Source organism: Clostridium felsineum DSM 794 (assembly GCF_002006355.2).
GTDB classification, from domain to species: Bacteria; Bacillota; Clostridia; order Clostridiales; family Clostridiaceae; genus Clostridium_S; species Clostridium_S felsineum.
Map to the genome: position 1 here is coordinate 1,502,806 of NZ_CP096980.1, position 17,662 is coordinate 1,520,467.

A 17,662-nucleotide genomic window follows, 5' to 3' on the forward strand; every position below is an offset into this window, starting at 1 on the left:
TAAAAAATGAGTGCACCTTTATGCACTCATTTTCAAATTATCTGCTTACTTTTCCTGAACCGTCACCATTCATAAGAGTTTCAACTTCCTCTACAGTTGAAAGGTTAACGTCACCATTCATACTATATTTTAAGCATGAACCAGCTGTTGCAAATTCTATTATTTCTTGATTTGAAAGCTTAGATGTTATAGCGTATATAAGTGATGCAGCAAAAGCATCTCCTCCGCCGATGTTATCTACAACATGTATATCATATTTTTTAGCATTGTAAAAATCTTTTCCGTCATAAAGTACAGCTGTCCAATCTACGTCTTCTGCTGTAAATCGGTTTCGTAATATAATTGTAGCATATTTAAGGCCGAATTTTTCTACAAACTTTTTAAGTACAGTGTTACAATCTTCACCGATTCCTTCACCAATAGCCATTTCGGCTTCTTCCATACTTCCAAGAGCTACATCGCAATATTGTAAAAGCTCTCTTATTGCCTTACTAAAAGTAGGTGCATCCCATAAATTTTCTCTATAGTTTAAGTCTATACTTACTGTTAATCCTTTTTTCTTAGCAGACTTTACAGCATCTAATGTGATTTTTGCGCATTCTTCTGAAAGAGCTGGAGTTATTCCTGAGAAATGGAACCATTCTGCTCCTTCGAAAATTTTATCCCAATCAAAGTCTTCTCTTTTAGCTTTAGCGATTGCGGAATCTTTTCTATCATAAACAAGTTTTGCAGGTCTTTGTGATTCGCCGTTTTCACAGAAATAAAGACCTATTCTTTCTCCTCCACGTACGATATCGTTTGTAAGAACACCATATTTTCTTAATTCATTTATTGCACATTGTGCTATAGCGTTATCTGGAAGCTTAGTTACATAGCTAACTTCTTTTCCGAAGTTAGCAAGTGAAACTGCTACGTTTGCTTCACTTCCACCATAAAATGCATTGAATTGTTTTGCTTGAGAAAATCTATCATAGCCTTCTGGTGAAAGTCTAAGCATTATTTCTCCTAATGTTACTATTTTGCTCATTTTATTCACTCCTCTAATACTTTAGATTATACTAAAAAATAGGTGAGATAAAATCACTTACTTTTTAGTATATATAATGCGAAAATACTATTACATTATATATAAAATATTTTTACCCTATGTAATAAGATGTAAAAGGCTCCACATTGTAGTTTGATTATATATTAAATGAATACAAAATTCAATGTTTTTGTTAACCGATTTACATATGTATAAATTAATAAGAGAAATGTTATAATAGATTTTTGCCAAATACTATAGTATTATAATAGAAAGTTTGAATAAGGCTTATGTTTTGTAGAATGTTATTAATAAGTAAAGAATTAAGGGAAAAGAGGAAAGAAAACTTGAATAAAGAAGATATAATAAATAGTTATGATTTTAAAAATATAAAAACTGAAAAAGAGGCTGCCGAAGTTCAGCTTAAACTTAATGAATTTATAGAAATTGATAAGAAGCTAAAAATTGAGAAAATAAAAAAAGTGGCTGGTGTTGACTTAGCCTATTGGAAAAAGGAGGACGTAGAATATGCTGTTTGCTGCATTGTAGTTATTGATTACAATACAAAAGAAGTTGTTGAAAAAGTTGAATATGTTGGTGAAATTAAATTTCCATATATACCAGGCTGTCTTGCATTTAGAGAATTGTCACTAGTTTTAGAAGCAGTCAAAAAGTTAAATTTAGATCCTGATTTATATGTATTTGATGGAAATGGCTATCTACATCCTCGACATATGGGTATAGCTACTCATGCAGGAATATATTTAAATAAACCAACTATAGGTGTTGCAAAAAGTTATTATAAAATTGCAGATACTGATTTTGTAGAGCCTGAAAATAGTGAGGGAGCATACACAGATATAGTAATTGATAAGGAAGTTTATGGACGAGTATTAAGAACACACAAAAATGTAAAACCTATTTTTATATCAGTTGGAAATTATATAGATTTAGAAACTTCAACAAAAATTATAAATAAGAGAGTGTAAAATTCTTTCTGTAAAATAACTTTCTATGGTAAGTTTTAAAAGACAAGATTGTCAAAAGTGACTTTCTATCTTGTTTTAAATATACATTCTAAAAATATGTATGTCAAGAACGCCTTTAAAAACAGGCGTTTTTGGCATATTAAGCTTTTTATTCAGTAAGTCGTCCTTCATACATAATGGATAATTCACCGTACACTTTACCCCAATTTCTTAGTGGCAAACGCCATTTTTTTGTAGCTTCAAAAGTAGCAAGGTATAAAGCTTTTAAAAGTGATGTATCGCTTGGAAATACAGTTCTTTGTCTATTTAATCTACGATATGTGCTGTTGAGACTTTCGATTGCATTTGTAGTATAAATAACTTTTCTTACATCAGCAGAGAACTTAAAAATAGGGCTAATAGCATCCCAATTTGATTTCCAGCTTTTCATTGAGTTAGGATAATGTTTTTCCCATTTTCCAGTGATTTCTTCTAATTGCTTATATGCAATTTCCTCAGAAGGTGCATGATATATAGTTTTTAAATCTTTTGCAAATTCTTTTTTATCTTTATCAGAAACATACTTTAATGTATTTCTTACTTGATGAACTATACAACGTTGATATTCAGTATTTGGAAAAGCTACTGATATAGATTCCTTTATCCCTGTAAGACCATCTGCACAAAGGATAAGGATATCTTGAACACCTCTATTTTTTAATTCATTGAGAGCACTAAGCCAATATTTACTGCTTTCATTTTCTCCAATATTTATAGAAAGTACTTCTTTTCTGCCTTCATTATTTATACCAAGAATAATGTAAGCTGCAAGCTTACGTATAACGTTATTTTCCCTTACGGAAAAATGAACTGCATCAATGAAAACAATTGGATATACTGTAGATAAAGGTCTATGTTGCCATGCTTCTATTTCAGGAAGAAGTTTATTGGTTATATTTGAAACCATTCCTTCACTAACTTCAAACCCATATATATCTTCAATTTGTTCTGAAATTTGTCTGGTACTTAATCCTTTAGCATACATAGAAATAATTTTTTCTTCTATACCAGAAATATCTTTCTGGTGTTTTTGTACTATTTTAGGTTCAAAAGAACTTTCTCTATCCTGTGGTACATCTATATTCATCTCACCATATTTGCTTCGAATTCTTTTTTGTTTTTTCCCATTTCTTGAGTTTGTAGTTTCGGCTCGTTCATATGGTTCATAGCCTAAATGCTCGTCCATTTCACCTTCAAGCATAGATTGAATAGTTCCACCTAATAGATCTTTTAAAGCTTCCTGAATATCCTCAGCTGACTGAATATCATACTCGTCTATAAGAGCTGATATAATATTTCTTTTTCCTTCATTCATTGGTTTTACCTTATAAATATCTTTTTTTCTTGCCATAATAAAAGGCCTCCTATGATTTTATTTTACCATAGAAAGCCTTATTATTTTTATTTACAGACTTTTCTTCACATGCTCATAAATAAGCTTTTAAACAAGGAAAGCCACATTCCAATTCCAACAAGATTGGCCGATATAGAAACACATAAAATGAGAACCTTATATAAATAATTAATATATTGTATTTATTATTGTAACATAGTTGTAACATTAATAAGTTAATATATAATCATAGTAATCAATAAAACAAATTATTAATATAGGCAGTCAGTTTGTTCCCCCTTACTGACTGCATTTTTTATTTAAAAAAATAATAAAAGCAGCATTAATTCGAGAATTAATGCTGCTTTACCATATCTTATCTTATATCTCTTGATAGATTAGTAGCGTCAGTTTTTACTTGTTGAACTTCGCTGTCTTGAGCATCTTTTGTAGGATACCAACCTTTTTGTTTCATAGCATCGAAAATTTTGTATTGTTCATCTTCGCTAGACTTTAAGTTATTTACTAAAACATTTCTTAAATTTTGACAAGAGGATTCAGTGATCCCTGTACTATAAGAAGATATTAAATGTTTTTCAGAAGATAAAAGATCCTCTGTTAAATCCTTTTCAGTCATCATATTCATTGTACTATTCATAATAAGCTGCCTCCTTTTTAATAATTATTGGTGTGAGTCAAGATAAGATTTTAAAGAATTAAAATTTTGTTTATGAACTTGGCATCCTGCATCGAATACAGCTTTTAATTGAGGATCAGTGCACATACTAGAATATTGATTGCATTTTTTGTTCATAAGGGCCTCAGCAGCTATATTGTCTTTTATTACTTTGAGATTGTTGCTTTCAATTTGTTTGCTTTGAGTATTCAACATGTTTAACCCTCCTAGTTTTGAATTTGATTATGCTTAGATTTTTTAAAACATAACCTCTGTTTGTACTACGAGAGTTATTATTAACATTTGTAAATTAAATTATGTATTCAAAAAAACAAAAAATAAAAAAGCCGCCTTATAAGTAAGACAGCAAGGAAAGGAAATTAAGAAGAAACAGTAGTGCCTTTTATTACTCTATTGTAATCATTCATATTTGCCAAATTTTTAACTTTGATGTGATCTGATATATAATTTCTGTCGTTGCTATATAACAGTTCTGAAAATAAGTTGTAAAAGAATGTTGTGGGAACATTGCCTAAACCTGCAAAATCTAAAGTTACATTTTCACCTTTGTTCTTTAGAATGTGGTATCTTAGCACAACTGCATCCTGACAAGAGAATTTATCACCTAACATATTTTTAACATTTATTGTTTTTTCCATAAATAAGACCCTCCTTTATAGAAACTATTTATCATTTATCTTATGTGTCTATTATATAACAGTTTTTTGTACTTGTCAAACTTTTAACAAAGAAATAACAAAAAAATTTATGTACAAACTGAGGTCAAAGCATGTTTTATAGATTATTAAGGAAACTAAGTTGCTTTAAAAAGGAAACTAAGTTGCTTTAAATTGGTAGTAATAGCTTGATTTATTTCATTATATAGTCTAAAATTGCTATAGGAAATAAATATAGGATATCTATAAAGTTAAAGGTAATTTTTAAGTGTTTATAATTTAACATATGTATAAAAAGTATAAAAATAGAGAACCTATATCAATAAAAAATATGGAGGATTATAACTTATGTCAGAGTGTTTTAATTTAGAATTAAAAAATACAAAACCATACCTTCAAGATGAAGAATTGAAAAATTTGAAACCAGCAGTAGAAGCAGCGCATCAAATGGTACATAATAAAACAGGTGCAGGTAATGACTTTTTAGGTTGGGTAGATTTACCTGTAGATTATGATAAAGATGAATTTGAAAGAATAAAAAAAGCAGCTCAAAAAATAAAAAATAATACAGATGTATTTATAGTAATAGGAATTGGCGGATCATACTTAGGGGCAAGAGCAGCTGTAGAGATGCTTTCGCATTCATTTAGTTCTAGTGTTTCTAAAGATGTAAGAAAAAGTCCTGAGATATTATTCTGCGGTAACAACATAAGTTCAACTTATATGGCCGATTTACTTGAAGCTATAGAAGGAAAAGATGTATCTGTTAATGTAATATCAAAGTCAGGAACAACAACTGAACCTGCAATTGCTTTTAGAATATTTAAAGAATTATTAGAAAAGAAATATGGAAAAGAAGAAGCTAAAAATAGAATATTTGCAACAACAGATGCTAAAAAAGGAGCACTAAAAACTTTATCAGATAATGAAGGTTATGAAACTTTTGTAGTACCTGATGATGTTGGTGGAAGATATTCAGTATTAACAGCTGTTGGACTTTTACCTATAGCTGTTGCTGGAATAGATATAGATGAAATGATGAAAGGTGCAGCTAAAGCTAGAGAAGTATACTCAGAACCTGATCTTGAGAAAAATGAAGCTTATCAGTATGCAGCAGCTAGAAGTGCACTTTATAACAAAGGTAAGTCTATTGAGATGGTAGTTAACTTTGAACCTTCTCTTCATTATTTTGGTGAATGGTGGAAGCAGCTATTTGGAGAAAGTGAAGGAAAAGATGGTAAAGGATTATTCCCAGCAGCAGGAGATTTTTCAACAGACTTACATTCAATGGGACAATATATCCAAGAGGGAAGAAGGCAATTAATAGAAACATTTATTAATGTAGTAAATCCTAAGAAAGAAGTTATAATAGAAAAAGATGCTGATGATCTTGATGGATTAAACTTTGTAGCTGGAAAGACTATGGATTTTGTTAATAAACAAGCATTTTTAGGAACTGTATTAGCACATCATGATGGTGGAGTTCCTGTTATGGTGGTAAATATTCCTGAACTTTCAGCTTACTATTTTGGATATATGGTTTATTTTTTTGAGAAGGCATGTAGCATAAGCGGATACTTATTAGGAGTTAATCCATTTAACCAACCAGGAGTTGAAGCATACAAGAAAAATATGTTTGCTCTTTTGGGAAAACCAGGATATGAAGATATGGCTGAAGAATTAAAAAACAAATTGAAGTAATAAAAAAGGAGCTAAAAGCTCCTTTTTTTATATTATATAGAAGAAAATATCTTCATTGTTTTTATAAAGAACATTTACACTTAAAGGCTCACAAACATAGGAATCACTTACTTCTTTGATTTTTTCATTTCCAGCATTATTCTTATCAATACATAAATTCCAGGTTCCGCTTAAAGGAACGGTTATATTTGAGTTATTTGCGTTGTAGATTATCATTATATCTTTAAAGACATCATTATTTGCATTGTTTTTAAGAATATATCCAACAGCATTTTTAGGAAGTGATAATGGTTGTAAATGTTTTTTGAAACTTTCTGAAGATGTAAATCTAAAAGCTGAGTGCTTTTTTCTAAAGTCTATAAGATTCTTAACATAATTTACAAGAGATATATTTTTATCCCTAAGCTCCCAATCTATCCAATTTATTTCTTTAGGAGAGTTATAACTGTTCTCAACTCCAAATTTAGTCCTGGCAAATTCTACACCGCAGTGAAGGAAGGGGATACCCTGAGAGGTTAATAGTATGCCCAGTGCTAATTTTATTCTGCTTATACGTGTAGTTTCATCATCAGAGGGTTTTGAAGCAAGTAATCTATCATATAGCGTACTATTATCATGACAAGTTACATAGTTTACTGACTGTAAAGGTGATAGAAAAATCTTTCTGTATTCGTCTAAATCAAATGAACAAGCTAGGGAAGTGAATAAGATTCTATTTTCTAGTTCTGGCTTTCCACTAATAAAACCAATATCTGTTGATGAAAATACATTACCTTTTAAGGCATCACGTATAACATCATTAAAGAAAGCTACATTAGGCATTTTAGAACAATTTGCAATAGTTGCCTTTTTAGAACTTGGCAAATTAGTAGACAAATCCCATCCTTCACCGTACATCATTATATTTTTGTCTATATCATCAAGTTCTTCACGTAATTTATTCATGGTATCGATATCGTGAATACCCATAAGATCAAATCTGAAGCCATCTATATGATATTCGTGTGCCCAATATTTAACTGAGTCTAATATAAATTTTCTAAACATGTAATGCTCAGATGCAGTATCGTTACCACAGCCTGTTCCATTTGAAAAGGAATTATCATCATTACGTCTTAAATAGTATTCAGGAAAAAGTTTTTCGAAATTATTTTCTTTTGCATTCCATAAATGATTAAATACCACATCTAGATTTACACATATTCCATTTTCATGTAATTCTTTTATAAGAGATTTTAACTCGTATATTCTGGTTTTTGGGTCATATGGATTTGTGGAATAAAGACCTTCTGGTACATTGTAATTTTGAGGATCATATCCCCAATTATAGGTAGTTGGGTTAGCTTCATCTACGCTTTCGTAAGAAAAATCATATATTGGCATAATTTGAACGTGAGTTATACCTAGTTCCTTTAAATATTTTATTCCTGTAGGGAAATTATTTTTAGTCACAGCGTTTTCTTCTGTTAAGCCGATAAACTTTCCTTTGTTAAGAATTCCACTATTTGGATTTAATGAAATATCATTAATACTAAGTTCGTATATTACAGCATCAGTAAAATGTTTAATGTTTTTTGGTTTGGAATCTTTTTTCCAATTAGGAGGGTTTGTGCTGTTAAGGTCTAGTATAGCTCCTCGTAATCCATTTACACCAACAGCCTTTGCATAAGGATCAACTACTTCTAATGTTTCGTTATATCTTGTGACTCTATAATTATAACAAAAGCCCTTAAAATCTCCGTTTAAGATTAAAGTCCATAGTCCATTTTCTTCTTTCATTGGTATAATTTCATCGGGTTTCTCTGAATTTGTATTTGGTAGGTATAGTAATAAATCCATTTTAGATGCGCAAGGAGACCATACTTTGAAGGTAGTTTTATCTTTTGTGTATGATATTCCTAGTTTTCCGTTATATGCATAAATGTCGTTAAATTCTTTGGTTGAGAATAGTTTGTAAAAGCTGCACTTTAAAGTAGCGTCATCATAGGAAACGTAATAATTTTTCTTAATATCAATATCATCAATGGTGAGCCATACTGTATCATCTGAATAGCTATATTCCTTAATTCTAACCTCCCCATCATCATTTCTAACATAAATTTTTGATAAAAGAAAACTATAAAAATCATCAATTCTAAATTCTATTTTATTAAAATGAACAATAGAAGCATTGTATATAAACATGATTTCCTCCACAAAATAAGTTTTATAGTTATTAAATTATATGAGTATTTTAAATTTAATGAAAATTTAGAAATTGCATAGATGATATATATTATATAATAAAAAAAACAAAATAAAAAGTAAATATTCATATAACATTTTTTGGAAAAGTAGTATAATATAGATAAAACACTTTAAGGTCTGAGTGTGCTTACATTAAATATTCAGGGGATGATTTTATGAGCGATTTTTATATTGAATTTGATAAAGAAAGCCCACAAAAAAAGGATCAGAAGATAAATATATGTATAAAAGGAAATGAAAAAAGTAAATTTGTATATAAGTTTATTGAAGGGTTTCATGGGAAATGGTCAATAATTAAGGATTTTTCTTCCGATAGGGAGGTTTTATGGCAACCTAAGGAAGAGGGTATTTATACTATTATGGTTCAAATTGCTAAGGATAATTTAGGAGCTTTTGAATTTGTTCTTAGAGAAGATTTTGTTATAGGAGATGTAGATAAAAATCTTATAAAGGCTCTTATTATAGATAAAAAAAGTCTTGTGATAGGTGAAAAAATAAACGCTAAGCTAGATAGTGTGGTTTCAGAAAATGTACTTTATAGATATTATATAAAAAATGGTTTGGAAACAAATATTCTGAGAGATTATAGTTGTAAAAGTGATATATCTTGGACAGTTACGGATTCTGGAAAGTATACCCTTGTTGGAGAGTGCAAAAGGGTCAACTCGCTTAATGAATTTGATTCTAAAAAAGAAGTTGAATATGAAGTTAAGGCTATAAAAAAAGTTCAGATAAGGGATTTTAAATGTTTAAATGATGAACTTTATTGTGAATCGGAAATTGTTTTTGAGGTTGACGCAGTGCATGAAGATAATAGAATGATCTTATACAAGTTCGAAAAAATAGACTCTAATGGTAATTCTGAGTGTGTTCAAGATTATTCCACCAGAAAAATATTAAGTTATGTTGAAAAAGGCTATGGTGATTTTAAGATATTATGTTTTGTTAAGGATATGTACTCTCAAAATAAATTTGATGATAGGGCAGTGATAAATTATAGTGTCAAAAAATACAAAGAAGTACAAATAAAAAGCTTTACTACAGATTTAAGTTCTCCACAGCTTGCAAATACTAATATACAACTTAAGGCTTTAGCTAATGGAGGAAGAAAGCTCGTATATAGATATATTATAGAAGGAAGTAAAAAGGAAGATAGTGGATATATATATGAAGATAGCTATCTATGGAATGAGAAGATACCAGGGGAGTATACCATTACACTTATGGTAAGGGATGAGTCTTCAAAAGAAAAATATGAGGATACTAGAACAATAAACTTTATAATAGATAAAATAAAAAGACCGGCTGTAAAAATGAAAAATGTAATAATAGATAAAGATAAGGACATTATTAAGGGAGAAACTATAAAAATTAAAATAGCTGCAGAAGGTGGGTTGGATTTAAGATATGGCTTTGATGTGGAGAAAAACGGAATTAAAATTCAGAAAATAACATATGGGAATCTTAGTACTATAAGATTTAAATTTAATATACCAGGTGTTTACAAAATAAATGCATATGTTAAAGACAAATATTCGGAAAAAGAATATGATGCACATGATGAAGTATACATAAATGTTTTTGATTATATGCCTGCTAAAATAGAATACGTGCTTATAAATAACAATAATTACTATATGGTTGGAAATGAAATAGAAACTAATACTATATTGAAAAATACTAGAAATATGATTCTTAGATATATACTTAAAATGGAGGGTAGAACTGTTCAGGATACAGGGTACATAGCCTCTGATAAGTATAGTTTTGTTCCAAAGTGTGCTGGAAAATATGAAATTACTGTGTTTGCAAAGAATGTAAAAAGCGATGATGTATGTGATTCGAAGAAAATAGTAAGTATACTTGTACATGATGTGCTCCCCATAACAGATACAAAAATATCATGTGATAACAAGAAGGCTAAAATCAATGAAACTGTTACTTTCAATGTAGAATGTAACGGGGGTAAGGATATATTATATGAATTTTATTTAATGGAAAATGGAGAATGGAAATTGATGCAAAAATATAGTAGGAAGAATTTTTATTCATTTATGATATTTAATGAGGGAATTTACAAAGTTTTAGTGCTTTGCAAAAGTCAATTTAGTATTTCTTCTTATGAAGATTATGATATAATAAAATTAAAGGTTTAAAGTATGGTATTGATTATTACGATAATTATTAAAGGTTAAAAATTATGTGAGAGGTGATATTGTGTCAGTAAACAATGATTCTAATGTCCAAAATGCTCAGAGATTATTGGAACTTCAGCTTCTAAATCAAATGTTTAGTAGTGTATCAAAAAGTGCCAAAGAAGGTGATAGTTCAAGTAGTTCTACAGGTGCTAACGCTTTCGAGTTTATGATGGAAAGTCTCATTAATTCTATGGAAAAATCTGATGGCACATATGATTTTAGTAGTCTAGACAATATGTTTGGTGGAAGTAATGATTTGAGCAAGCTTGGATATAATAAGGGCTATAATATGAATAACATAAAAAAAGAAGATGTGCAAAATTCTGCAAATTATGTTAAGAATGCCACTAGTTCGGGAAGTGTTACTATAGATCAAGCGGTAGATGCGGCATCAAAGAAGTATGGTGTAGATAAAAAGCTTATAATGTCAGTAATACAGCAAGAATCTAGTTTTAATCCTAATGCTACCTCGGGAGTAGGTGCACAGGGATTAATGCAGCTTATGCCGGGTACTGCAAGAGAACTTGGAGTAAATAATGCTTACGATATTCAGCAGAATGTGGATGGTGGAACTAAGTATCTTAAGCAGCTTTTAAATAAATTCTCTGATATGAAGCTTGCAGTTGCTGCCTATAATGCTGGTCCTGGAGCAGTTCAAAATAGCAAAGGAAATATAAGTGGCCTTCCAAGTGAAACTAGAAATTATGTCTCTAAGGTTTTAGGTTACTATAATTCATAAGAATGTTCCCATAGAAAACATTGGTATACTTTTCTATGGGAATTTTATATTTAATTATTGAAAGGAAAATATAATGGAAAGATTAGATAAAATCATATCAAACATGGGTTACGGTTCAAGAAAAGATGTAAAGAAGATAATAAAGGATGGAAGAGTTAAGGTAGATGGGGTTGTTATAAAGGATAATAATAAACAAGTAGATCCAGAGAAAACAAAAATAGTAATAAATGGAGAAGAAGTTTTTTATAAAAAGTACATATATTTAATGCTAAATAAACCCGCTGGAGTTATATCAGCTACTTTTGATAATTATGATAAGACAGTAATAGATCTCTTAAATGTAGAGGATCAAATGTTTGAGCCATTTCCTATAGGAAGACTTGATAAGGATACGGTAGGACTTCTTTTTCTTACAAATGATGGAGATTTTAATCACAGACTAATATCACCTAAATGGCATGTGGATAAGATTTATTATGCAAAAATAAATGAAAAAGTGACAGATGAAGATGTTGAAGCTTTTAAAGAAGGAATAGTTCTTGATGATGGTTATAAATGTATGAGTGCTGATTTAAAGGTTTTAAACTCGGATAAAGAATATGAGGTAGAGGTTATTGTAAGAGAAGGAAAGTATCATCAAGTAAAAAGAATGTTTGAAGCTAGGGGTAAAAAGGTAATATACTTAAAGAGAATAAGCTTTGCTGGAATTGATTTAGATGAAAAGCTTAAAGAAGGGGAATACAGAGAGCTTACAGAGGAAGAGATGAAAATTATAAGAGAAAAAATAAAAATGTAAAAAATAATAAGATATACATTGTAATTTATGGTTACTAAGTCATACTTTGAAATTTAAGGCCAATTCGTTAATTATTTATTTATAATAAAGTTTTCAAAGTCTATTGATTTTTTTAAAACTGTTTACTATAATAGGTATGTAAGATAAATAAAAAGAATGAATAGCCCCCTTTTTATTTATTATGACAGCCCAGCCCCAAGGGCTGTCTTTTATTTTGCGTTCTATTAACATAAAGTAAAACATTCATAAAACTTTTATGGTATTTTTGAAGGAATAATGATAAAATTATGCTATAGTTTTGAAAGAGGTGTGTGGCATGTCTGAGTTTAAATCAAAATTAGAAAGCGAAACTCTAGATTTTTTATGTGACGCTATATTAACATTAGAAAATAGAGAAGAGTGCTATAGGTTTTTTGATGATATTTTTACCATAAACGAAATTAAAACTATAGAACAAAGGCTTCAAGTAGCTAAGATGCTTAAAGAAAAACATACATATTCAGATATTTCAGCTGAAACAGGAGCTAGTACTGCAACTATAAGTAGAGTAAATAGGTGCATTAATTATGGAAGCGATGGATATAATATAGTTTTAAAAAGATTAAAAAAATAGATTATTTGTTAGAAGAATCAGTATAAGGGATTATAGGTTTTTTATTATTATTGGTACATAAATTTAGAAGTAAGTATTAATAATACTATTAGGAGGCCTATACAAGGAAAAGCCGATTCACATATTAGGTTATAACTGTAAAATTGGTAAAAGCTTTTTGCTTTTTAGTTGTAATTTAAGTTTTGCTTTGGTTTCTCTATAACTTATACTGATTTTTAATTTATACTGATTAAATAGTTTTTTAGATGTTATAATATAGAATATTAAGTATTGAGGAGTGGAATAATTTATGGATTTAAAGAAACTGCTTAATGAAGAACAATATAAAGCTGCTACAAAGGTGGATGGACCTATTTTAATACTAGCAGGAGCAGGAAGTGGAAAGACTAGAGTACTTACATACAGGATAGCGCATATGGTTAAAGATCTTCAAATTTATCCATCTCAAATTTTAGCTATAACATTTACAAATAAGGCAGCTAAAGAAATGAAAGACAGAGTTAAAGCGCTTATTGGTGGAAATGAGATTGATAACATGTGGATATCTACTTTTCACTCTTGTTGTGTAAGGATACTTAGAAGAGAAATTGATAAGATTGGATATACTAAAAATTTTACTATATACGATAGTGATGATCAAAAGGTTCTAATGAGAGAATGTATAAAACAAATTGGAATAAATGAAAAAGATATAACGGAAAAAGAAATAATATCTAAAATAGGAGCTGCTAAAGACAGGCTTATATCTGCAAACCAATATAAGAACCAGAATTCAAATAATTTTAAGCTTAATAAAATAGCAGATGTGTATCTTCTTTACCAGAAAAAACTTAAAGAAAATAATGCTCTTGATTTTGATGACCTTATATTCAAAACAGTAGAGTTATTTAATAAAGCACCAGATGTTTTGGCTTTTTATCAGAGGAAATTTAAGTACATAATGATAGATGAGTATCAAGACACCAATAAATCTCAATATGAATTTGCAAGACTGTTAGCCATGGCAAATAAAAATTTATGTGTTGTTGGAGACGATGATCAGTGTATATATGGTTGGAGAGGTGCAGATATAAGAAATATACTCAATTTTGAGAAAGATTATAAGGATGCTGTAATAATAAAGCTTGAGGAAAACTACAGATCAAAGGGTAATATACTTAAAGCAGCCAATGTAGTTATAAAGAACAATCCACATGAACATTTGAAAAGCCTTAGGACAAGAAGTGAGGACGGAGCAAAAATCAATGTATACAGAGGAGAAACTGATCTTGATGAGGCTAATTTCGCAGCGTTTAAAATAAATAGTGAAATAAAAGAAAAGAAGCGTGAATTTAAGGATTTTGCAATATTATATAGGACAAATGCTCAATCACGTGTTTTCGAAGATATTTTTATAAAAAGGAACATACCGTATAGAATTATTGGTGGACTTAAGTTTTATGATAGAAAAGAAATAAAGGATTTAATGGCATATCTTAAGCTTATAGGAAATCCACTTGATAATGTTAGTCTTAAAAGAATAATAAATGTACCTAAAAGAAGTATAGGACAGACAACTGTAGGAAAATTACAGCAATTTTCAGATGAGGTTGAAGAGTCTTTATATGATGTGCTTTTAGATGTAGATAATGTGCCTGGTATACCTAAAAGAGCGCTTTCTTCAATTAAAGAATTTACAGGAATTATAACAAGTTTTATAAGAAGAAAAGATGAGATAAGTGTATCGATTTTAATAAAAGAAATATTAGAACAAACAGGATATTTAAGTGAACTAAAGGCATCAGAAGATATTCAAGATAAGGCTAGAATAGAAAATATAGAAGAATTAGTAAATGCCGCAGTTGATTTTGAAGAAAATTCTGATGATAAGAGTTTAGCAGCCTTTTTGGAAAAAACAGCACTTGTAGCAGATGTTGATAACTACAATGAAGATGCTGATACAGTAGTAATGATGACAGTTCACAGTGCCAAGGGATTAGAGTTTCCTGTTGTTTTTATGGCAGGTATGGAAAATGGTATATTCCCAGGAATGTCTTCCTTTAATAACGAGTATGAAATGGAAGAGTCAAGAAGACTTGCTTATGTTGGAATAACTCGTGCAAAAGAAAAACTGTATATGACTTCAGCTAAGCTTAGAAGGGTATTTGGAAGAACTCAGGCATTTGAAGAATCTGATTTTATAAATGAAATAGACGAAAATTTAAAAGAATATGTAAGTCTAGAGGGAGATAGTAGGAGGAAAAAGGATACTACGGGATTATTTACTACTATAAATAGTGATATACCACCTAAAAATTCCGCTTTTTCTAACTTTATGTCAAAAAACGGTTTTAATGCAAATGGTGTGATTAAAAAAACAGTGCAGGCAGCGAAAAAAGAAATTAGAACTTTAAGTGAAGAAGAGGCGGTAAAGGGAGCAAAGGTAGTTCATATGAAATTTGGTAAGGGTACAATAATAACCACAAGTAAAACAGGTGGACATATGAATTTAACAATAGCTTTTGAAAATATGGGAATTAAAAATTTGAGACTTGATATGGCACCGCTTCAGCTTCTATAGCTAACGTATAAAATTTAGTGAGGTAGTAATAAGTATGAACGAAAAAAGTATAGATATTTCAAGAATGCAGGAACTTATAGAAGAATTAAATAAATATTCATATAGCTATTATGTACTTGATGATCCAATTATAGCTGATAAGGAATACGATAAAAAGTATGATGAACTTGTAAAGCTAGAGGAGAAAACAGGAATTACTTATCCATATTCACCTACCAATAGGGTTGGTGATATAGTTTTAAAGCAGTTTGAAAAGTATACACATAAAGGCAGACTTTGGAGTCTTGATAAGGCGCAAAGTATTGAAGAAATCATTGATTGGCATAATAGGAATAAAAAAGCCCTCAATGAATATAATAGTACTCATGAGGATAAGCTTCCGGAGCTTAAATATGTTTTGACTAAAAAGTTTGATGGACTTACTATAAACTGCACTTATGATGAAAGTGGCGTTATGATAAAGGCTGCGACACGTGGAACTGGATCTATAGGTGAGGACATAACTAGTCAAGCTAAAACTATAAAATCCATACCACTTAAAATAGAAAATGGAGCAGTTATTGAAGTACACGGAGAAGCAATAATGACTAAAGGTGCTTTCGAAAATTACAATAGAAATGCAGAAGTACCCCTCAAAAACTTAAGAAATGGTGCAGCAGGAGCACTAAGGAATTTAAATGTACGTGAAACTGCACGAAGAAATTTATCAGCCTTTTTTTATGATGTTGGATACAATGAAGGTGAAGGTTTTAAATCCTATATAGAAATGATGAATTTTATAAAAGACATGGGATTTCCAGTTGATGAGTACATAAGTGAGTGCAGTGATATTGAAGAAATAAAAAAGGAAATTGAATATGTAGGAAGCATAAGAAGTAGCTTGGATTATGATATAGATGGTGTTGTTATTGTAATCGATGATTTTAAGACAAGAGACTATCTTGGATATACTGTGAAATTTCCTAAGTGGGCAATAGCTTATAAATTTGAAGCAGAAGAAGCGACTACAAAGCTAATAGATGTGGAATGGAATGTTGGAAGAAGTGGAAGAGTTAGTCCTACAGCTATTCTAGAACCTGTAGAATTAGCAGGAGTAATGGTTAAGAGAGCTACTTTAAATAATATGGATGACATAAAAAGAAAAAAGGTTAAAAAAGGGGCTAGAGTATTTGTAAGAAGATCTAATGATGTAATACCTGAGATTATGGGAATAGTAGAAAGTGAAGAGGTTACGGAAGAAATAGAAGCACCAACAATATGTCCATCCTGCGGTAGTGAAATTGTAAAAGAGGGTGTACATTTATTTTGTGAGAATACCTTGTCTTGCAAACCTCAAATGGTTAAGAGTATAGTTCATTTTGCAAGTAGAGAAGCTATGAACATAGAAGGCTTTAGTGAAAAAACCGCAGAGCAGTTGTTTGAAAAGCTAAATATAAAAAGTATATCCGATTTATATAGGATAAAAAAAGAAGAACTGCTGTCACTCGATAAATTTAAAGATAAAAAGGCAAGCAATCTTATAAATGCTATAGAGAAAAGTAAAGAATGTGATCTTGCTTCCTTTATATATTCATTAGGTATACCAAATGTAGGTAAAAAAACAGCAACGGATTTATGTAAGCAATTTAAAAGCTTTGAAAATATAAAGAAAGCTTCTTATGATGAACTTATTTTAGTTCAAGATATAGGTTCTATTGTGGCAGAAAGTATTGTTGAATTTTTTAAGCAAGAAAAGATAGAAAAAAGTCTTAATGAATTATTTGAACTTGGAGTAAAGCCATTCTATGAGGAAAGTGAAGTTTCCGAAAGTGTATTTAATGGTAAAACTGTAGTTGCAACAGGAAGTCTTGAGAATTATAGTAGAACAGAGATAAAGGAAAAGTTGGAAAGTCTTGGTGCTAAGGTTGCTGGAAGTGTTAGTAAAAAAACTGATTATGTAATAGCAGGTGAAAATGCAGGATCTAAGTATGATAAAGCTGTAACACTTGGAGTTAAAATATTAACTGAAGAAGAGTTTGAAGAATTAATAAATAATATGTAAAAAGAATAATAAACTGTTTACAAATA

At 29.9% G+C, this 17,662-nt stretch carries 13 protein-coding genes and 1 pseudogene; 8 read left to right on the top strand and 6 right to left on the bottom strand.

Annotation, left to right across the window (positions count from 1 at the left end; genetic code table 11):
* Positions 1-37: 37 nt before the first annotated feature.
* The gene (locus tag CLFE_RS06940) at positions 38-1,027 is read right to left on the bottom strand and encodes a sugar kinase (RefSeq protein WP_077895475.1); all 990 of its coding nucleotides are present in this window, start codon (positions 1,025-1,027) and stop codon (positions 38-40) included.
* A gap of 440 nt (positions 1,028-1,467) precedes the next feature.
* Between CLFE_RS06940 and CLFE_RS06945 the strand changes: the two are divergent.
* A pseudogene (locus tag CLFE_RS06945) lies at positions 1,468-2,013 on the top strand (endonuclease V); the annotation flags it as partial.
* A gap of 151 nt (positions 2,014-2,164) precedes the next feature.
* Here CLFE_RS06945 and CLFE_RS06950 read toward each other — a convergent pair.
* The 4 genes from CLFE_RS06950 to CLFE_RS06965 all read right to left on the bottom strand — a co-directional run bounded on the left by CLFE_RS06950 (position 2,165) and on the right by CLFE_RS06965 (position 4,723).
* A complete protein-coding gene (locus CLFE_RS06950) occupies positions 2,165-3,370 on the bottom strand; it encodes an IS256 family transposase (RefSeq protein WP_169851002.1) in 1,206 nt (401 codons plus the stop codon).
* 394 nt (positions 3,371-3,764) lie between these two features.
* Complete coding sequence (locus tag CLFE_RS06955; RefSeq protein ID WP_077834138.1) at positions 3,765-4,046, bottom strand: spore coat protein; 282 nt, start codon at positions 4,044-4,046, stop codon at positions 3,765-3,767.
* Positions 4,047-4,070: 24 nt separating this feature from the next.
* Complete coding sequence (locus CLFE_RS06960; protein WP_077834137.1) at positions 4,071-4,280, bottom strand: hypothetical protein; 210 nt, start codon at positions 4,278-4,280, stop codon at positions 4,071-4,073.
* A gap of 164 nt (positions 4,281-4,444) precedes the next feature.
* Positions 4,445-4,723 carry an STAS-like domain-containing protein gene (locus CLFE_RS06965; RefSeq protein WP_077895280.1) on the bottom strand — a complete coding sequence of 93 codons (279 nt, stop codon included), beginning with the start codon at positions 4,721-4,723 and terminating at the stop codon, positions 4,445-4,447.
* Between the two features lie 366 nt (positions 4,724-5,089).
* On the opposite strand from CLFE_RS06965, the gene CLFE_RS06970 reads away from it, so the two are divergent.
* Positions 5,090-6,442, top strand: a complete 1,353-nt coding sequence (locus CLFE_RS06970; protein ID WP_077895279.1) for a glucose-6-phosphate isomerase — start codon at positions 5,090-5,092, stop codon at positions 6,440-6,442.
* A gap of 27 nt (positions 6,443-6,469) precedes the next feature.
* On the opposite strand, the gene pulA is transcribed toward CLFE_RS06970, so the two are convergent.
* Entirely contained in the window at positions 6,470-8,626 is a 2,157-nt protein-coding gene (gene pulA / locus CLFE_RS06975; RefSeq protein WP_077895278.1) for a type I pullulanase, read from the bottom strand.
* Positions 8,627-8,844: 218 nt separating this feature from the next.
* On the opposite strand from pulA, the gene CLFE_RS06980 reads away from it, so the two are divergent.
* The 6 genes from CLFE_RS06980 to ligA all read left to right on the top strand — a co-directional run bounded on the left by CLFE_RS06980 (position 8,845) and on the right by ligA (position 17,636).
* Positions 8,845-10,845, top strand: a complete 2,001-nt coding sequence (locus CLFE_RS06980) for a triple tyrosine motif-containing protein (protein ID WP_077895277.1) — start codon at positions 8,845-8,847, stop codon at positions 10,843-10,845.
* A gap of 61 nt (positions 10,846-10,906) precedes the next feature.
* A complete protein-coding gene (locus tag CLFE_RS06985) occupies positions 10,907-11,626 on the top strand; it encodes a lytic transglycosylase domain-containing protein (RefSeq protein ID WP_077852254.1) in 720 nt (239 codons plus the stop codon).
* Positions 11,627-11,699: 73 nt separating this feature from the next.
* Positions 11,700-12,422, top strand: a complete 723-nt coding sequence (locus CLFE_RS06990; protein WP_077895276.1) for a pseudouridine synthase — start codon at positions 11,700-11,702, stop codon at positions 12,420-12,422.
* Between the two features lie 316 nt (positions 12,423-12,738).
* Positions 12,739-13,035, top strand: coding sequence for a YerC/YecD family TrpR-related protein (locus CLFE_RS06995; RefSeq protein ID WP_077834130.1), 297 nt, complete (start codon positions 12,739-12,741; stop codon positions 13,033-13,035).
* Between the two features lie 289 nt (positions 13,036-13,324).
* A complete protein-coding gene (pcrA, locus tag CLFE_RS07000; RefSeq protein ID WP_077895275.1) occupies positions 13,325-15,595 on the top strand; it encodes a DNA helicase PcrA in 2,271 nt (756 codons plus the stop codon).
* A gap of 34 nt (positions 15,596-15,629) precedes the next feature.
* A complete protein-coding gene (gene ligA, locus CLFE_RS07005) occupies positions 15,630-17,636 on the top strand; it encodes an NAD-dependent DNA ligase LigA (protein WP_077895274.1) in 2,007 nt (668 codons plus the stop codon).
* The last annotated feature ends 26 nt before the right edge of the window (positions 17,637-17,662 follow it).

Bases quoted from the DNA above. Each gene is read 5' to 3' on its own strand.
- pulA (WP_077895278.1), bottom strand. From the start codon at position 8,626: ATGTTTATATACAATGCTTCTATTGTTCATTTTAATAAAATAGAATTT.
- CLFE_RS06940 (WP_077895475.1), bottom strand. From the start codon at position 1,027: ATGAGCAAAATAGTAACATTAGGAGAAATAATGCTTAGACTTTCACCA.
- CLFE_RS06950 (WP_169851002.1), bottom strand. From the start codon at position 3,370: ATGAATGAAGGAAAAAGAAATATTATATCAGCTCTTATAGACGAGTAT.
- pcrA (WP_077895275.1), top strand. From the start codon at position 13,325: ATGGATTTAAAGAAACTGCTTAATGAAGAACAATATAAAGCTGCTACA.
- CLFE_RS06955 (WP_077834138.1), bottom strand. From the start codon at position 4,046: ATGAATAGTACAATGAATATGATGACTGAAAAGGATTTAACAGAGGAT.
- CLFE_RS06995 (WP_077834130.1), top strand. From the start codon at position 12,739: ATGTCTGAGTTTAAATCAAAATTAGAAAGCGAAACTCTAGATTTTTTA.
- ligA (WP_077895274.1), top strand. From the start codon at position 15,630: ATGAACGAAAAAAGTATAGATATTTCAAGAATGCAGGAACTTATAGAA.
- CLFE_RS06990 (WP_077895276.1), top strand. From the start codon at position 11,700: ATGGAAAGATTAGATAAAATCATATCAAACATGGGTTACGGTTCAAGA.
- CLFE_RS06980 (WP_077895277.1), top strand. From the start codon at position 8,845: ATGAGCGATTTTTATATTGAATTTGATAAAGAAAGCCCACAAAAAAAG.
- CLFE_RS06965 (WP_077895280.1), bottom strand. From the start codon at position 4,723: ATGGAAAAAACAATAAATGTTAAAAATATGTTAGGTGATAAATTCTCT.
- CLFE_RS06970 (WP_077895279.1), top strand. From the start codon at position 5,090: ATGTCAGAGTGTTTTAATTTAGAATTAAAAAATACAAAACCATACCTT.
- CLFE_RS06960 (WP_077834137.1), bottom strand. From the start codon at position 4,280: ATGTTGAATACTCAAAGCAAACAAATTGAAAGCAACAATCTCAAAGTA.